This is a genomic window from Ornithinimicrobium sp. (assembly GCF_051004135.1).
Classification (GTDB): Bacteria; Actinomycetota; Actinomycetes; order Actinomycetales; family Dermatophilaceae; genus Ornithinicoccus.
The window spans coordinates 19,857-32,838 of sequence record NZ_JBPCKQ010000145.1; the positions used below are offsets into that span (position 1 = coordinate 19,857).

Annotated in this window: 14 protein-coding genes; 11 read left to right on the forward strand and 3 right to left on the reverse strand. The window is 71.5% G+C overall.

From position 1 onward, the window contains the following. Positions 1-3: 3 nt before the first annotated feature. The 3 genes from ACR2FV_RS09650 to ACR2FV_RS09660 all read left to right on the forward strand — a co-directional run bounded on the left by ACR2FV_RS09650 (position 4) and on the right by ACR2FV_RS09660 (position 1,382). On the forward strand, positions 4-600 hold the full coding sequence (locus tag ACR2FV_RS09650; RefSeq protein ID WP_434015478.1) for a gamma-glutamylcyclotransferase family protein: 597 nt from the start codon (positions 4-6) through the stop codon (positions 598-600). Between the two features lie 174 nt (positions 601-774). After that, positions 775-999 carry a hypothetical protein gene (locus tag ACR2FV_RS09655; protein ID WP_434015479.1) on the forward strand — a complete coding sequence of 75 codons (225 nt, stop codon included), beginning with the start codon at positions 775-777 and terminating at the stop codon, positions 997-999. Then, positions 996-1,382, forward strand: coding sequence for a type II toxin-antitoxin system VapC family toxin (locus ACR2FV_RS09660; RefSeq protein ID WP_434015480.1), 387 nt, complete (start codon positions 996-998; stop codon positions 1,380-1,382). Before ACR2FV_RS09655 ends, ACR2FV_RS09660 begins: the two co-directional genes overlap by 4 nt. A 13-nt stretch (positions 1,383-1,395) precedes the next feature. On the opposite strand, the gene ACR2FV_RS09665 is transcribed toward ACR2FV_RS09660, so the two are convergent. Both ACR2FV_RS09665 and ACR2FV_RS09670 read right to left on the reverse strand, forming a co-directional pair. Next, a complete protein-coding gene (locus tag ACR2FV_RS09665; RefSeq protein WP_434015481.1) occupies positions 1,396-2,184 on the reverse strand; it encodes a DUF1295 domain-containing protein in 789 nt (262 codons plus the stop codon). A gap of 3 nt (positions 2,185-2,187) precedes the next feature. Beyond that, the gene (locus ACR2FV_RS09670) at positions 2,188-3,507 is read right to left on the reverse strand and encodes a class I SAM-dependent methyltransferase (RefSeq protein ID WP_434015482.1); all 1,320 of its coding nucleotides are present in this window, start codon (positions 3,505-3,507) and stop codon (positions 2,188-2,190) included. A gap of 50 nt (positions 3,508-3,557) precedes the next feature. Here ACR2FV_RS09670 and ACR2FV_RS09675 point away from each other — a divergent pair, with 50 nt between their 5' ends. Beyond that, entirely contained in the window at positions 3,558-3,941 is a 384-nt protein-coding gene (locus ACR2FV_RS09675) for a hypothetical protein (protein ID WP_434015483.1), read from the forward strand. 9 nt (positions 3,942-3,950) lie between these two features. Here the strand turns inward: ACR2FV_RS09675 and ACR2FV_RS09680 are convergent, their stop codons facing one another. Beyond that, positions 3,951-8,066 carry an FtsK/SpoIIIE domain-containing protein gene (locus ACR2FV_RS09680; RefSeq protein WP_434015484.1) on the reverse strand — a complete coding sequence of 1,372 codons (4,116 nt, stop codon included), beginning with the start codon at positions 8,064-8,066 and terminating at the stop codon, positions 3,951-3,953. A 185-nt stretch (positions 8,067-8,251) separates the two neighbouring features. Between ACR2FV_RS09680 and ACR2FV_RS09685 the strand changes: the two genes are divergently transcribed. From ACR2FV_RS09685 to ACR2FV_RS09715, 7 genes are all read left to right on the forward strand, one after another. Then, complete coding sequence (locus tag ACR2FV_RS09685; protein WP_434015485.1) at positions 8,252-9,484, forward strand: CpaF family protein; 1,233 nt, start codon at positions 8,252-8,254, stop codon at positions 9,482-9,484. Next, positions 9,481-10,347 (forward strand): type II secretion system F family protein, encoded by an 867-nt coding sequence (locus ACR2FV_RS09690; protein WP_434015486.1) that lies wholly within the window; start codon positions 9,481-9,483, stop codon positions 10,345-10,347. Before ACR2FV_RS09685 ends, ACR2FV_RS09690 begins: the two co-directional genes overlap by 4 nt. After that, the gene (locus ACR2FV_RS09695; RefSeq protein WP_434015487.1) at positions 10,347-11,279 is read left to right on the forward strand and encodes a type II secretion system F family protein; all 933 of its coding nucleotides are present in this window, start codon (positions 10,347-10,349) and stop codon (positions 11,277-11,279) included. Before ACR2FV_RS09690 ends, ACR2FV_RS09695 begins: the two co-directional genes overlap by 1 nt. Before the next feature lie 124 nt (positions 11,280-11,403). Next, positions 11,404-11,622, forward strand: a complete 219-nt coding sequence (locus tag ACR2FV_RS09700; RefSeq protein ID WP_434015488.1) for a hypothetical protein — start codon at positions 11,404-11,406, stop codon at positions 11,620-11,622. Then, on the forward strand, positions 11,619-12,011 hold the full coding sequence (locus tag ACR2FV_RS09705; protein WP_434015489.1) for a TadE/TadG family type IV pilus assembly protein: 393 nt from the start codon (positions 11,619-11,621) through the stop codon (positions 12,009-12,011). Before ACR2FV_RS09700 ends, ACR2FV_RS09705 begins: the two co-directional genes overlap by 4 nt. After that, positions 12,011-12,442, forward strand: a complete 432-nt coding sequence (locus ACR2FV_RS09710) for a pilus assembly protein (RefSeq protein WP_434015490.1) — start codon at positions 12,011-12,013, stop codon at positions 12,440-12,442. Before ACR2FV_RS09705 ends, ACR2FV_RS09710 begins: the two co-directional genes overlap by 1 nt. Positions 12,443-12,450: 8 nt before the next feature. After that, entirely contained in the window at positions 12,451-12,942 is a 492-nt protein-coding gene (locus ACR2FV_RS09715) for a pilus assembly protein TadG-related protein (RefSeq protein WP_434015510.1), read from the forward strand. Positions 12,943-12,982: the final 40 nt, after the last annotated feature.

Here is a 12,982-nt window from a genome sequence, read left to right on the forward strand (position 1 = left end):
CCGATGGGTGTCGCGGTCTTCGGCTACGGCTCCCTCGTCGATCCGCGCAGCGCCGCGGCGACCCTCGGCAGACCGGTTGGCGAGGTGTGGCCCGCCCGGCTGAGCGGTTGGCGCCGACGGTTCTCCACAGTCCGGGACAACCTGACCAGCGAGAAGGCGTTCGCCCGGGTGAGCGACGGGTGGTTGCCCCCCATCGTCCTGGCGCTCAATCTGGAACGTGACACATCGATCACAGCGGACCCGCCCAACGGCGCCCTCGTCGAGGTCGAGCCGGCGGAGCTCGACCGCCTGGACCGGCGTGAGCTGCGCTACGACCGGATCGACGTGACCGACCAGGTGCGGGCTGCATCGGACATCGGGCAGAAACGGACTGCTCAGGTCTTCGCCTATGTCGCCAAGGCCGAGCAGCTGGCCGTTCATCCGCCTCCGGGTGCTGTGGTCCTGGCGAGCTACGTGGCCGCGGTGGAGGCAGCCTTTGAGAGCCTCGGCAGGCGCGAGCTCGCGATCTACCGGCGGACCACCGGGTCACCACCGGTCGAGGTCATCGACGCTCGGCTGATCCGAGGCGAAGTCCCGGACGGCAACCCGCGGGCCTGGTGAGTGTGCGGAAGGAAGATGAATGTGACGTTTCGGACACCTCAGCGACATCTGTGTCGCATTCATCCGCGACGCCACCCGAGGAGGGCGTCGACGGGGCTTAGCCAGTCGCCCGCGTGAGTTCGCAGCAGCAGTTCCGGCAATAACACATGTTGCATACTGCTAGCATTACGCAACATGCGGACACTATATCTGCGCAACGTGCCCGACGACGTCGTCGAGAGGCTCGAGTCCCTGTCCCGGGAGGCCGGCATGTCGGTCTCCGCGTATGCCGTCAAGGGACTGGGTGCCCTCAGCGCGCAGGAGCACAACCGTCGAGTCTTCGCGCGGCTTCAGCCGGTTGCGGGCCCATCCCTGGACGACGTCGTGGAGGAGCTGCACCGGGGCCGCGAGAGCCGGTGATCGTGCTCGACGCATCGGTCGCCGTCGGTGCCGCACTCGGCCGGCGAGTCGTGCTCGGCGAGCTGAGCCGCCACGACCTCCTGGTGGCCCCGCACCTGGTCGATGCGGAGGTGTTGCACACCCTGCGGGGACACCTGCTAAGTGGCAAGCTCTCCGAGCCTGCCGCTGCTCAGGCCGTCGCCAACTGGAGCTCGATCAGCGTCCAGCGCAGGACGTCTGACGAGCTGAGCGGCCGGGTCTGGGAGCTGCGGCACAACGTCACGGCCTACGACGCGACCTACGTCGCCCTGGCTGAGTCCTATCGCTGCACCCTGCTGACCGCCGACCGCAGACTGGCGGCCGCGAGCGGCCCGAGATGCGCCGTCACTGTCCTGCGGGAGTGAGGCGCCACCACGGTCAGCGCTTCGGCGGGCGGGGGAAGAAGTAGGCGGTGCGCTGCATGTACTCCTGGAACGCCGGACGCTGCGACATCGACTTCTCCAGCAGCTTGGCGCCGGAGACGTTGCGCAGGAAGTGCGTCATGGCCAGCGGAGCGATCACGGTCCACACCACCCCCCAGGTGCCCGCCGAGAGCACGATGACGAACAGTCCCCACCAGACGCACGCGTCGCCGAAGTAGTTGGGGTGCCGGGTCCAGGCCCACAGGCCCCGGTCCATCACCTTGCCCTTGTTGTCCGGGTCGGCCTTGAACGACTTCAGCTGCGCATCGCCGACGGACTCGAAGAGCAGCCCGGTGGCCCAGATCAGCACCCCGACCACCAGCAGCAACACCCACAGGCCCTCGGTCTCGTCGGCCGCAGCGGAGGCCTGCAACGGCATGGAGATCACCCACTGCAGCGCGCCCTGCACCCCGAAGACCCGCAGGGCTGCCACCAGGGGCGTCTTGTCACCGTAGAGCTCGGCGTAGCGCGGGTCCTCGCCCTTGCCCTGCGAGCGCTGGTAGATGTGCCACGACAGCCGCAACCCCCAGATCGCGACCAGCACGGCCAGCAGCAGCCGCCGGGTGAGTCCGCCCGAGCCTGCTCCCAGGGCGACCAGTCCCACCACCGCGAAGCCGGCGCCCCACACGACATCGACCACTGCAAGCTTGCCCGCCTGCTTGGACCACAGCCACGTCGCGGTCTGCATCAAAGCCAGGGCCACCAGGCTCAGCCCGCTGACCAGGGCGAAGTTGGACCAGTCCATCGCTCAGCCCTCCTTCGAGGTCGACCAGGTGGTCGGTCGGCAGTTCGGCAACCCGCTGGGACCGTCGTCGTGGCGACGGGCCAGCAGGATCTGGTCGACGCCCATCCGGCCCTGCTCGAAGGTCAGCGCTCCTCCGGCCAGGTAGAGCTCCCAGACCCGGCAGACCTCCTCGCCGACCAGCGCGACCAGCTGCTCCCGGCGCGCCCGGAACCGCTGCGCCCAGGTCCGCACCGTCCACACGTAGTGCTCGCGCAGCGCCTGCACGTCGCGCACCTCCAGACCGCCCATCTCCAGCAGGGCCACCGTCTGGCCGAGCGGACGCATGCTCATGTCCGGGGCGATGAAGGACTCGATGAACGGCCCCCCGCCGGGGTGCTTGCCGGGCCGGGACATCTGCTGTACCAGCACCCGGGCGCCCGGCGCGGCCAGCCGGTGCAGCGCCCGTGCATACGTGGGGTAGTTGCCGTCGCCGACGTGCTCGCCCATCTCGATGGAGGTGACCGCGTCGAAGCCGGTCTCGGGGACCTCGCGGTAGTCCTGCAGCCGGATCTCCACCCGGTCGGCGACGCCCTGCTCGGCAGCGCGCTTGCTGATGAACGCCTGTTGCTGCGCGGAGATGGTCACGCCGAGCACCTGCGCGCCGTACTCCCGGGCCGCGTGCAGCGACAACGAGCCCCACCCGCAGCCCACGTCGACCAGGCGCATACCCGGGCGGGCCTCGAGGCCGACCTTGCGGCAGACGAGGTCCAGCTTGTCGCGCTGCGCGTCCTCCAGGGTGTATGCCGGGTGCTCGCCGTCGCGCGCCAGGTCGACCGAGTCGTCGGTCACGTAGGCACAGGAGTAGGCCATCTGCTCATCGAGGATGGCCTCGTAGAAGTCGTTGGACAGGTCGTAGTGGTGGCTGATGGCGGAGCGGTCGCGCCCGAGCGTGTGCAACCAGCCGCGCAGCCTGGCCTGGGAGGCGGGTGGCTCCGGCGGTGCACCGAGAACGCCCAGGTCCTTCGCGGCGCGGGCGCCCTTGGCCAACAGCGGCGGGGAGGGGCGCAGCGAGGTGACCCCCGCCTCGGTGAGCCGGCGCCGCACCTCGCGCAGACCGTCGCCGAGGTCGCCCTCGACCTCGACCTCACCGGTGACGTAGGCCTGGGCTGCGCCGAGCTCGCCGGGGTGCCACAGCAGCCGACGCAGCGCATCGGGGGAGGCGATGCGCACGTGGGGCGCGTCGTCGGGGCCGGCGCTGCTGCCGTCCCACGCGGTCAGGTGGCAGGGCAGCTCGCCGCCGGTCAGCGGGCTGATCAGGTCGGCGAGGGTCGAGGCGGCAGTCACACACCTGAGGGTATGCGCTGTGGCTCGGGCGTGGTGGCTACCCTCGGCCTGTGACCGAGTCCCCCGCCCCGACTCCTGCGCAGGTCCGGACGGGTCAGCTCGCGGGTGCCCTGGTCGGCGTGGAGGCGGTCGCGCTGGCCGGCTTCGCGGCGTTCTATCTGATCGAGCTGCTGCGCGGCGAAGGCAGCGACCCGGTCGTGATCATCATGACGGTGGTGATGATGTTGATCTTCGTGGTCGGGCTGGGCTACGTCGCCTACGGCCTGTGGACCCGGCACCCACGCGCGCAGGCACCGGCGATGGCCGCCAACGGTCTGCTGGTGCCGCTGGGGATCGCGATGTTCCAGTTCGCCCCCGTGTGGCTGGCGGGCTCGGTCCTGCTGGGGGCCGTCCTGGTGATCGTCTCGAGTCTGCGGATGGGCCAGCTCGACTGAGCGCAGGGGTCAGCTCGAGTGGTCTGCGGCGCCCTGTGCCACCTGGAGGGGGGTCACCACTCCGCGGTGCACCAACACCCCGCGGCCGGGCACGACCGGGCCGCCCGTGGGCGCGGCGATGCCGAGCACGGAGCCTTCGGTGGCCGACTGCGGGGACAGCACGATCCCGGTGCGGTCCCGGGCCGCGAGGGGGACCAGGCCACGGTATGCCGACCCGGCCCGCTCGCTGTCCGCTGCCACCACGAGCGCACCGCCACAGGTGCTCAGACCTGCGGTCCAGGTCAGCAGGACCTCCTCGACCGTGCTGTCGCTCAGCCGCTCGGTGTCGTCCACGGTCACCACGGCGCCAGGGTGCGCCGTCAGTCGGTCGCGCAGGAGCTCGGCGTCCTGACGGAGGGTGTCACCGTCGACCTCGACGACGGCCAGGCCTGCCCCCCGGGCAGCCTCGGCGATCGTGCGCAACGTCGTGCTGCGGCCGGTGCCGGCAGCACCGACCACGACGGCGCAGCCGCCGACGGCGGTGTCCAGCGGGATGACGATCGGGCCGCCGCCGTCACCGCCGACCCCGATGACCAGACCGCCCGAGCTCACTGGGGGCTCCAGCTCACCGACTCTCAGCTGCGCGAGCAGGTCGGCGAGCCGACAGGTTGCGGGCAGCTCGACCACACGCCAGGGACGGCGCTCGGGGGACACCGTCTCGTCCCGGTCCTGAGTGCGCTCCAGGATCTGCTGCACCCGGGTGACCTGGGCGGACCCGCCCGGGTCGGAGCCGAGGACTACCCCTTGCGCCACCACGGCGTCACGAAGCCGGACCACCCGCCCCGGTGGCATCCCGAGCGGGATCTGCTCGCGCCGTAGCCCGGCCATCAGCAGGTCGGTCGGGTCGCTCAGCCGCAGCGACCAGACCGAGGGCAGCGTCGGAGCGACCCGGCCGGAGCGCAGGCTGCGATCACCGGCGAGCACGGCGACGATGCCCACGCCGGGTCCTTCGGCCAGCAGCCGGTGAGCGGACTCCAGGCCGGCCCCCCGGGCGTGCTCGGACTGCACTTGGGCGAAGCGGCCCCATCCGTCGACCACCCATACCACCAGGGGCCACGGGTCGGCCCCGCCTCGCTGCTCGGTGAACGACGTCAGGCCCCTGCTCGCCAGGGCTCGCTGCCGGTGTTGCAGGGTGTCCACAAGTCGCTCCAGCACCCGGGCGGCTCGCACCGGCTCCTCGGCGGTGACCAGTGCCCCGGTATGGGGTGCATCGCGCAGCACCCGCATACCACCGCCGTTGTCGAAGACGTAGAGGTGGACCCGACCCGCGTCGTGCCGGTCGATCAGCTGGGCGCACACCGTGCGCAGCAGGGTCGAGTGGCCCGCCCGGGGGGCGCCCATCACCGCGAAATGACCCTCGTCCACCGGGTCCCACCGGGCCACCTCCTGGCGCTGTTGCTGCGGCAGGTCCAGCAACCCCCACGGCACCGCGAAGTCGGCGTCGGCCTCCGCGCCCCGTGCCGATACCTCCGCTGCCTCCCCGGGGTGCCCTGCTGCCCGCGTGACCTGCGCCAACGGCAGGACCGCGGGCAACGGCGCCAGCCACGGCGACGGCGGCGCGGCGACCTCCAGTGCCTGCGCTGCCTCCTGGGTCGCCGCCGCGATGCGAACGGCCAGCGCGCTGCCCTCGTCACCGACCGGCTCCCCGCGCTGCGTCGCCGGCGCGTCGGCCCACAGGCTGGGCAACACGTGCACGGAGACCGGTGGGCCGGATCCGGCCGTGGCGTCCATCACCCGCGCGACCTGGAGCATCCGCGGCGCGTCGGCGCCGGTGCGCAGCAGCGCCCGGCCCGGCACCCCCTCGGGCAGTGCTGCGGCCTCGGGGGACTCCAGCACGTCGTAGGAGTCAGCGGTGTCCCGCATCCGCAACGCGATGCGCAGGTTCATGTTGGCCCGCACGTCGGCCGAGACGATGCCGGTCGGTCGTTGCGTGGCCAGCACCAGGTGCAGACCCAGCGAGCGGCCGAGCGCTGCGATGCGGACCAGGCCGTCCACGAAGGCCGGCAGCTGCTCGGCCAGCGCGCGGTACTCGTCGATCACCAGGACCAGCCGGGGCAGCGCCGGCATGCCCTCCTTGGCCTGGTATGCCGACAGATCCCTCGCGCCAACGTCGGCCAGCAGCCGTTCGCGCCGCTTCAGCTCGGCTCGCAGCGACGTCAGCGCCCGGTCGGCGAGGTGTGGGTCCAGGTCGGTGACCAGGCCGACGCAGTGCGGCAGCTGCGCGCACTCGGTGAAGGCCGACCCGCCCTTGTAGTCGACCAGGACGAACACCAGCTGGTCGGGCCGGTTGCCCAGCGCCAGCGCGGTGACCATGGTGCGCAGCAGCTCGGACTTGCCCGCTCCGGTGGTGCCGGCGACCAGGGCGTGCGGCCCGTCGACCGCCAGGTCGATCTCGACCGGCCCGGCGGCTCCGAGACCGAGCCGGCAGCGCGTGCTGCTCGGACGGTGCTCCCAGCGGCGAAGCACCGCGGTGACATCGTCAGCGCCGGGATGAATCGCGGCCAGCGGCACCGAGCGGGGCACCACCCCGGCCCCGGCGTCACCGGCGCGCTCCGGGGTGCGCCAGCCCGCGACTCGACGCAGCATCCAGCGGGCGAGGTCGCGGGAGGTCAGGTCAGGGCAGAAGGCCACCGGGTCCGTGCCACCGCAGGCGTGCCAGCAGGCCGATGTGGGGTCACCGACCTCGACGAGATCGTCGACGGCGCCGAGCTCCTCCCGGGTCCGGGCCAGCCGCAGCACCGCGGTCGCGGAACCAGCGCACGAGTCGTCGGGGCGGTCCAGCCGGTCGTCCAGGAGCACCTGGGCACAGCCCGGAACGGCGGGACGCGCCGCCCAGGCCAGCCAGTCCCACTCCGGGTCCGGGTGGACCGCACCGATCACCAGGGTCTGCGGGTCGTGGGTCAGCACCACCTGGCACAGCAGGGTGCGCGCCAGCGCACGCACGAGGCTCGGCGGGCCGACGATGCCCAGGGTGCCCGTCCAGGCGTGCAGCAGCGGTGCGTCGTCGGCCGGCACGGGCTGCTCGTCCAGCTGCACCGACGTCGGCAGCCGCGCGCGGCCCAGCCGGAGCACGAGTGCGCCGGGGGCCGCCGCGCGAGACCACAACGGCTCGGCGGGCCGCTCCCGGACCACCGCGCACCAGCGGGCGACGTCGAGGTGCGCGGTGCGGACCAGTCGCAGCTCGCGGGCGACCGCTCGTCGGACCTGGTCGTCCAGCGCCGTCATCTCCTCGGTATGCCGCTTGCTCGCCCGGCTGTGCTCATGGCGGCGGTGCCGCCGCTCGCCGAAGTGGCTGCCCAGCATCATCGCCGGGGCCATCAGCCCGAACAGCAGCAGCATCGGCATCCGCAGCACCAGCGCCAAACCGACTGATACCAGGAGCGGCAGCGCCCAGGCCAGCACCGGCGGCGCCGTGGGCCGGCTCATCGTGGGAACGGCCGGGGTGTGAAGCGCGACCGCCGGGGGCACCGCCGGTCGCGGCGCTGTCGGTGTCACCACCAGATAGCCGGCTCCGTCGGCCTCGGTGCGCAGCGGGAGCGGGGGAGCAACGTCGAGCTCAAGGACCGAGGAGCCGACACTCAGGCGCTGGCCGGGAGTCCATCGGGTCTGGTCCAGCACGAGCCGCCCGTCCAGCTGTGCACCGTTGGTCGAGCCGAGGTCGGTGACCAGGACACCCTGCCGGGTCGCGGTGACGGTGCAGTGCCGTCGGGACAGTGCCGGGTCCTGGATGCTGGCCCGACACGAGGGGTCTCGCCCGACCGAGAGCCGCGCCCCGGCCGGCAGCGGCCACCAGCGGCCACAGTCGGGTCCCTCGACGGCGACCATCTCGGCGGGCGCCGGGGCCGAGGGACGGCTCCGGCCGGCGACCGCCTCCCCGGACAACAGCCCGGCGCCGTGCAGCAGCGGTGGGTCCCCTAGCCTCGACGTGGGCGAGAGACGCCGCGGACCCTGCGGGGAGGGCACGGCATACGCGGTGGGGTCGGCAGGCCAGCCGGCCGGGAGCCGACGGGCGACCTCACCCCACGGCAGGCCGGGCGGACCGCTGAGGGCGACGTGCTGCACCCGGTGCCCGTCCGAGAGCGTCATCCGCAGGTCCATGAGCCGAGCCTTGCAGCAATGAGCCGACATGGACCTCGTCTGTCCACAGTTATCCCACGTGTCACACGAGTTATCCACACATCTGTGGATCGTCAAGTTTGTCCCGGCAAAGTCTGGTTTGCTGTCGGCAGAAGCACTAGCGTGTCCGCGTCCGGTAAAGAAGGGGCTCTCCCATGGCATCCACGGTCATGCTCTCGCTGGAGGAGGATGTCCGCGAGCTGATTCGTCGGCGCCACCTGGACCCAGCTCGCGACGACCATGCGGTCCGGCACCTGATTGCCGAGACGGTGACCGACTACGAGGAGCGCTCGTTGCTGGGTGGGCTGGTGCCGCTGGCCGACCCCGAGGAGACCCGGCGTCTGCTGCTCGAGGCGGTGGCCGGCTACGGACCGCTGCAGCCCTACCTGGACGACCAGGGCGTCGAGGAGATCTGGATCAACGAGCCGAGCCGTGTGTTCGTCGCCAGGAACGGTCGCTCCGAGCTGACCCCCACCTTCTTGACCCAGGAGCAGGTGCACGACCTGGTCGAGCGGATGCTGCGCACGTCCGGACGGCGGGTGGACCTCAGCTCACCGTTCGTCGACGCCTCGCTGCCCGACGGCTCCCGTCTGCACGTCGTCATCCCGGACATCACCCGGCGCCATTGGGCGGTCAACATCCGTAAGTTCGTCGTGGCTGCCGATGAGCTCGACGACCTGGTGGGTCTCGGCACCCTGACGCCGTCCGCGTCCCGCTTCCTGGCCGCCTGCGTCGCGAGCGGACTCAACATCCTGGTCTCCGGGGGGACCCAGGCGGGCAAGACCACCTTGCTCAACTGCCTCGCGGCTGCGATCCCGCAGCAGGAGCGAGTCGTGACGTGCGAGGAGGTCTTCGAGCTCAAGATCCCGCTGCGCGACGTGGCGTCGTTGCAGTGCCGGCAGCCGAGTCTGGAGGGCACCGGGGAGATCCCGCTGCGACGGCTGGTCAAGGAGGCGCTTCGGATGCGGCCTTCTCGTATCGTCGTGGGGGAGGTCCGGCAGGCGGAGAGCCTCGACCTGCTCATCGCTCTCAACAGCGGACTGCCCGGGATGTGCACCGTGCACGCCAACAGCGCGCGTGAGGCGGTGACCAAGATGTGCACCCTGCCGCTGCTGGCCGGCTCCAACGTGAGCAGCAGCTTCGTGGTGCCGACGGTTGCCGCCTCGGTGGACATCGTGGTGCAGATTGCCCTGCAGGCCGATGGCCATCGCGCTGTCCAGGAGATCGTGGCACTGCCCGGTCGCACCGAGGGTGAGATCATCGAGGTGGCCGACCTGTTCGTGCAGCGGGACGGCGACCTGGTCCGGGCAGAAGGCTATCCACCGCACGAGGAGCGCTTCCGGCGCGCCGGCTTCGACGTGCCGCTCCTCCTGGGTGGCCGGACATGAGCGGGGTGCTCCTGGGACTGACCTTCGGTCTCGGTCTGGCCTGCATCTGGTGGTCGTTCTGGCCGCGCGCGCAGCGTCCCGTGGGTCGGGTGCGCCGGTCGTTGCTCACGCGGCTGGCGGACGAGATCGTGCTGGCCGGCATCCGTGGGCTGCGGCCCGGGGTGCTGCTCGCCGGCAGTCTGATCATCGCTCTGGTCGTGCTGCTCGCCGGCCTCGCGGTCACAAAGGTGCCCGCCGTGTCGCTGGCCTTCGCGCTGATGGCCGGTTACGCCCCGGTCGCCGTCGTGCGCGGTCGTGCGCGCCGCCGACGCAGCCAGCTGCGGGAGCTATGGCCGGACGTGGTCGACCACGTCGCCTCGGCGGTCCGTGCGGGACTCGCACTGCCCGAGGCTCTGGTCCAGCTGGCCGATCGTGGTCCGGTGGAGCTGCGCGAGTCGTTCCAGGGCTTCGCCGACGACTACCGGTCGAGCGGGAGGTTCTCCGAGGCGCTGGACCGGCTCAAGCTCCGGCTCGCCGACCCGGTGGCCGATCGCCTCATCGAGGCGCTGCGCATCGCCCGCGAGGTCGGCGGCAGCGATCTGGGCCGGGTGCTGCGCGCCCTGTCCTCCTTCCTTCGTGAGGACGCCCGGTCGCGGGCCGAGCTGGAGGCGCGGCAGAGCTGGACCGTCAACGCCGCACGGCTGGCGATGGCCGCGCCTTGGGTGGTGCTCCTGCTGATGGCGACCCGCGGCTCGGCCCTGCTCGCCTACCGGCAGCCTTCCGGCGTGCTCGTCCTCCTGGTCGGGGCCGGACTCTCGGCGCTGGCGTATCGACTGATGGTCCGGCTCGGTCGGCTGCCGAACGAGCAGCGGGTGCTGCGGTGATGCCCGTCGACCTGTCCTGGTGGGGTGCGCTGTGCGGGGCGGGGATCGTCGTCGGCCTGCTGCTGGTCGTCGCGGGCGCTCCGCTGACCCGCGGGATTGACCTGCAGCGACGCATCGAGCCCTACCTGGACCAGGCCCCCCGGCGCTCCCGTCTTCTGCACGACGACGCGGGAGGTTGTTCCACGAACGACCTGCTGGCTCCGCTGACCAGGCGAGCTGCAGCCGGTGTCGACCGGCTGCTCGGTGGCCGCGAGTCGGTCAGTCAGCGGCTGCAACGAGCGGGTCTGGCCGACGACGTCGAAGGTTTCCGGGTGCAGCAGGTGCTCTGGGGCATCGCCGCCGGTGTCCTGACCGCTGGGCTGGGCTCGTTGCTGTGGTGGGTGCGCGGCGCCAGTCTGCCGGCGCTGCTCGTCGTCGTGGCCTGCGCCGTCCTGGCCGGTGTCATGGCGCGGGACGGCCTGCTGTCCATCCGCGCCCGTCAGCGGGAGGCCAGGATGATGGCCGAGTTCCCTGCCATGGCCGAGCTGCTGGCGCTGGCGGTGACCGCGGGCGAGGGCACCGCCCAGGCACTGGAACGCGTGGGACGACTGGCGACCGGCGACTTCTCCACCGAGCTCGAGCTCGCGCTGGCGCAGACCCGGACCGGGACGCCCTTGGTGGAGGCACTGCAGGGGATGAGCGACCGCACCGGTCTGCCCGCGCTCAACCGCTTCGTGGACGGCATCGTGGTGGCCGTTCAGCGAGGGACCCCGCTCGGTGAGATCTTGCGCGCGCAGGCTCAGGACGCCCGGGAGTCTGCCCGACAGAGTCTGATCGAAGAGGGCGGCAAGCGGGAGATCGCCATGATGATCCCGGTCGTCTTCCTGGTGCTACCGGTCACCGTCCTCTTCGCCGTCTACCCCGGCCTGGCCCTGTTGCGGATCTCCGTATGAGGCACCGCACCTGCCCTCGCGCCGAACCGATACCGATCCGACCCGAACCGATCCCGATCCGACCCGAACCGATCCCGAACCGACCCGAACCGAACCGATCCCGGTCCGATCCCAGGAGAGCACGATGAAGCCTTCGACCCTGCGCACCACCCGCGACCACCTGCAGGCCGAGGCCTGGTGTCGCCTGTCGGCCTGGTGTCGGCGACCGGATCGAGGTGACGTGCCCGGCTGGGTGCTGATCACCGTCATGACAGCGGGCTTGGTGGCCGTGCTGTGGGCCCTCGCGCAGCCCCTGCTGACCAGTCTTTTCAGCGACGCGGTCTCCGGCGTCAGCGGCCCATGACCGGGCGGCAGCCCGGGCGTCGCGACGCAGGGGCTGCTGTCGCGGAGTTCGCGCTGATCGCAGGTGTGGTCGCCTTGATGTTCTCGGCCGTGCTCCAGGTGGCCTATGCCCTGCATGTGCGCAACACCGCGACGGCTCATGTCATCGAGGGGGCCAGAGTGGCCGCACGCGCCGACGCCACCGAGGCCGACGGTGTCGCCCGCGCCCAGGAGCTGCTGGCCACGACCCTGCCCGGACGCTACGGCACTTCGGTTGAGGCGCAGCGAACGAGCGTGGCCGGAGTCTTCGTGATCCGGCTGACCGCGGACATCCCGCTGCCCGTGGTCGGCCCGCTCGGGGTGCCCGGCACGATGACCGTCACCGGCCAGTCCTTCGCCGAGGACCAATGATGCAGGTCCGCTCCGAGCGCGGCTCGATGCTCGTTGAGATGGTGTTCCTGATGGTGCTGCTGATGGTGCCGCTGCTCTACCTCGTCGGCACCCTTGGCCGGCTGCAGGCCGGTGCCTACGCCTCGTCCGCAGCGGCCCGCGAGTCCGGCCGTGCCTACGTCACCGCTGCCACGGACGGGTCCGCACCGGGTCGCGGCGCGGCCGCGGCCGCCCTGGTCTTCGACGCCTTCGGCTTCGACCAAGGGCAGGGATCGGTCAGCATCACATGTGCTGTCGATCCCTGTCTGACTCCCGGTGGTCGAGTTCGAGTGGACAGCACGGTCGACGTGGCCGTGCCACTGGTGCCCGACTTCATGTCCGGAGTGATCCCCACCACCATCACCATGACCTCCAGCCACACCGAGCCGGTCGATGAGTTCCGGGAGGGGTGAGCAAAGGAGTGCTGCCCAGACGCGACCACGGGAGAAGTGGTGAGGCAGCGGGCAGGCCCCGCTCGAATGAGGACGGTCAGATCGGAGTCCTGCTGATCGGCATGGTCGGCATTTGTCTGACCCTGATCATGGGCATCGTCGGAGTGACCTCGGTGCAGCTGAGCCGGATCCAGCTGCTCGACGCCGCGGACGCGGCGGCCCTTGACGCCGCCGACGCGGTGTCGCCCGACACCGTCTACGGCGAAGGGGTGGGCGCCGGCGTGCCGCTGACGGACGCCGGAGTGATCGAGGCCGCTACGAGCCACCTGGCGGCTCGGGAGGCACCGCCCCAAGTGAGCGACTGGAGGCTGGTGGGTGACAGCGGCACGCCGGATGGTCGCACCGCCGTCGTTCAGCTGCGGGCACAGGTGCGCATCCCCGTCGTCAGTCAAGCGCTGCAGCAGTTCGGCGGCAGCGTGGGCGTGACCGTGCGCTCGACGGCTCGGTCGGAGCTGGAGTAGCGACCCCGGTGGATCACGACCCGGCACTCCGCATACCCGG

Bases quoted from the DNA above. Each gene is read 5' to 3' on its own strand.
- ACR2FV_RS09650 (WP_434015478.1), top strand. From the start codon at position 4: ATGGGTGTCGCGGTCTTCGGCTACGGCTCCCTCGTCGATCCGCGCAGC.
- ACR2FV_RS09665 (WP_434015481.1), bottom strand. From the start codon at position 2,184: ATGGACTGGTCCAACTTCGCCCTGGTCAGCGGGCTGAGCCTGGTGGCC.
- ACR2FV_RS09655 (WP_434015479.1), top strand. From the start codon at position 775: ATGCGGACACTATATCTGCGCAACGTGCCCGACGACGTCGTCGAGAGG.
- ACR2FV_RS09685 (WP_434015485.1), top strand. From the start codon at position 8,252: ATGGCATCCACGGTCATGCTCTCGCTGGAGGAGGATGTCCGCGAGCTG.
- ACR2FV_RS09705 (WP_434015489.1), top strand. From the start codon at position 11,619: ATGACCGGGCGGCAGCCCGGGCGTCGCGACGCAGGGGCTGCTGTCGCG.
- ACR2FV_RS09710 (WP_434015490.1), top strand. From the start codon at position 12,011: ATGCAGGTCCGCTCCGAGCGCGGCTCGATGCTCGTTGAGATGGTGTTC.
- ACR2FV_RS09700 (WP_434015488.1), top strand. From the start codon at position 11,404: ATGAAGCCTTCGACCCTGCGCACCACCCGCGACCACCTGCAGGCCGAG.
- ACR2FV_RS09680 (WP_434015484.1), bottom strand. From the start codon at position 8,066: ATGACGCTCTCGGACGGGCACCGGGTGCAGCACGTCGCCCTCAGCGGT.
- ACR2FV_RS09695 (WP_434015487.1), top strand. From the start codon at position 10,347: ATGCCCGTCGACCTGTCCTGGTGGGGTGCGCTGTGCGGGGCGGGGATC.
- ACR2FV_RS09690 (WP_434015486.1), top strand. From the start codon at position 9,481: ATGAGCGGGGTGCTCCTGGGACTGACCTTCGGTCTCGGTCTGGCCTGC.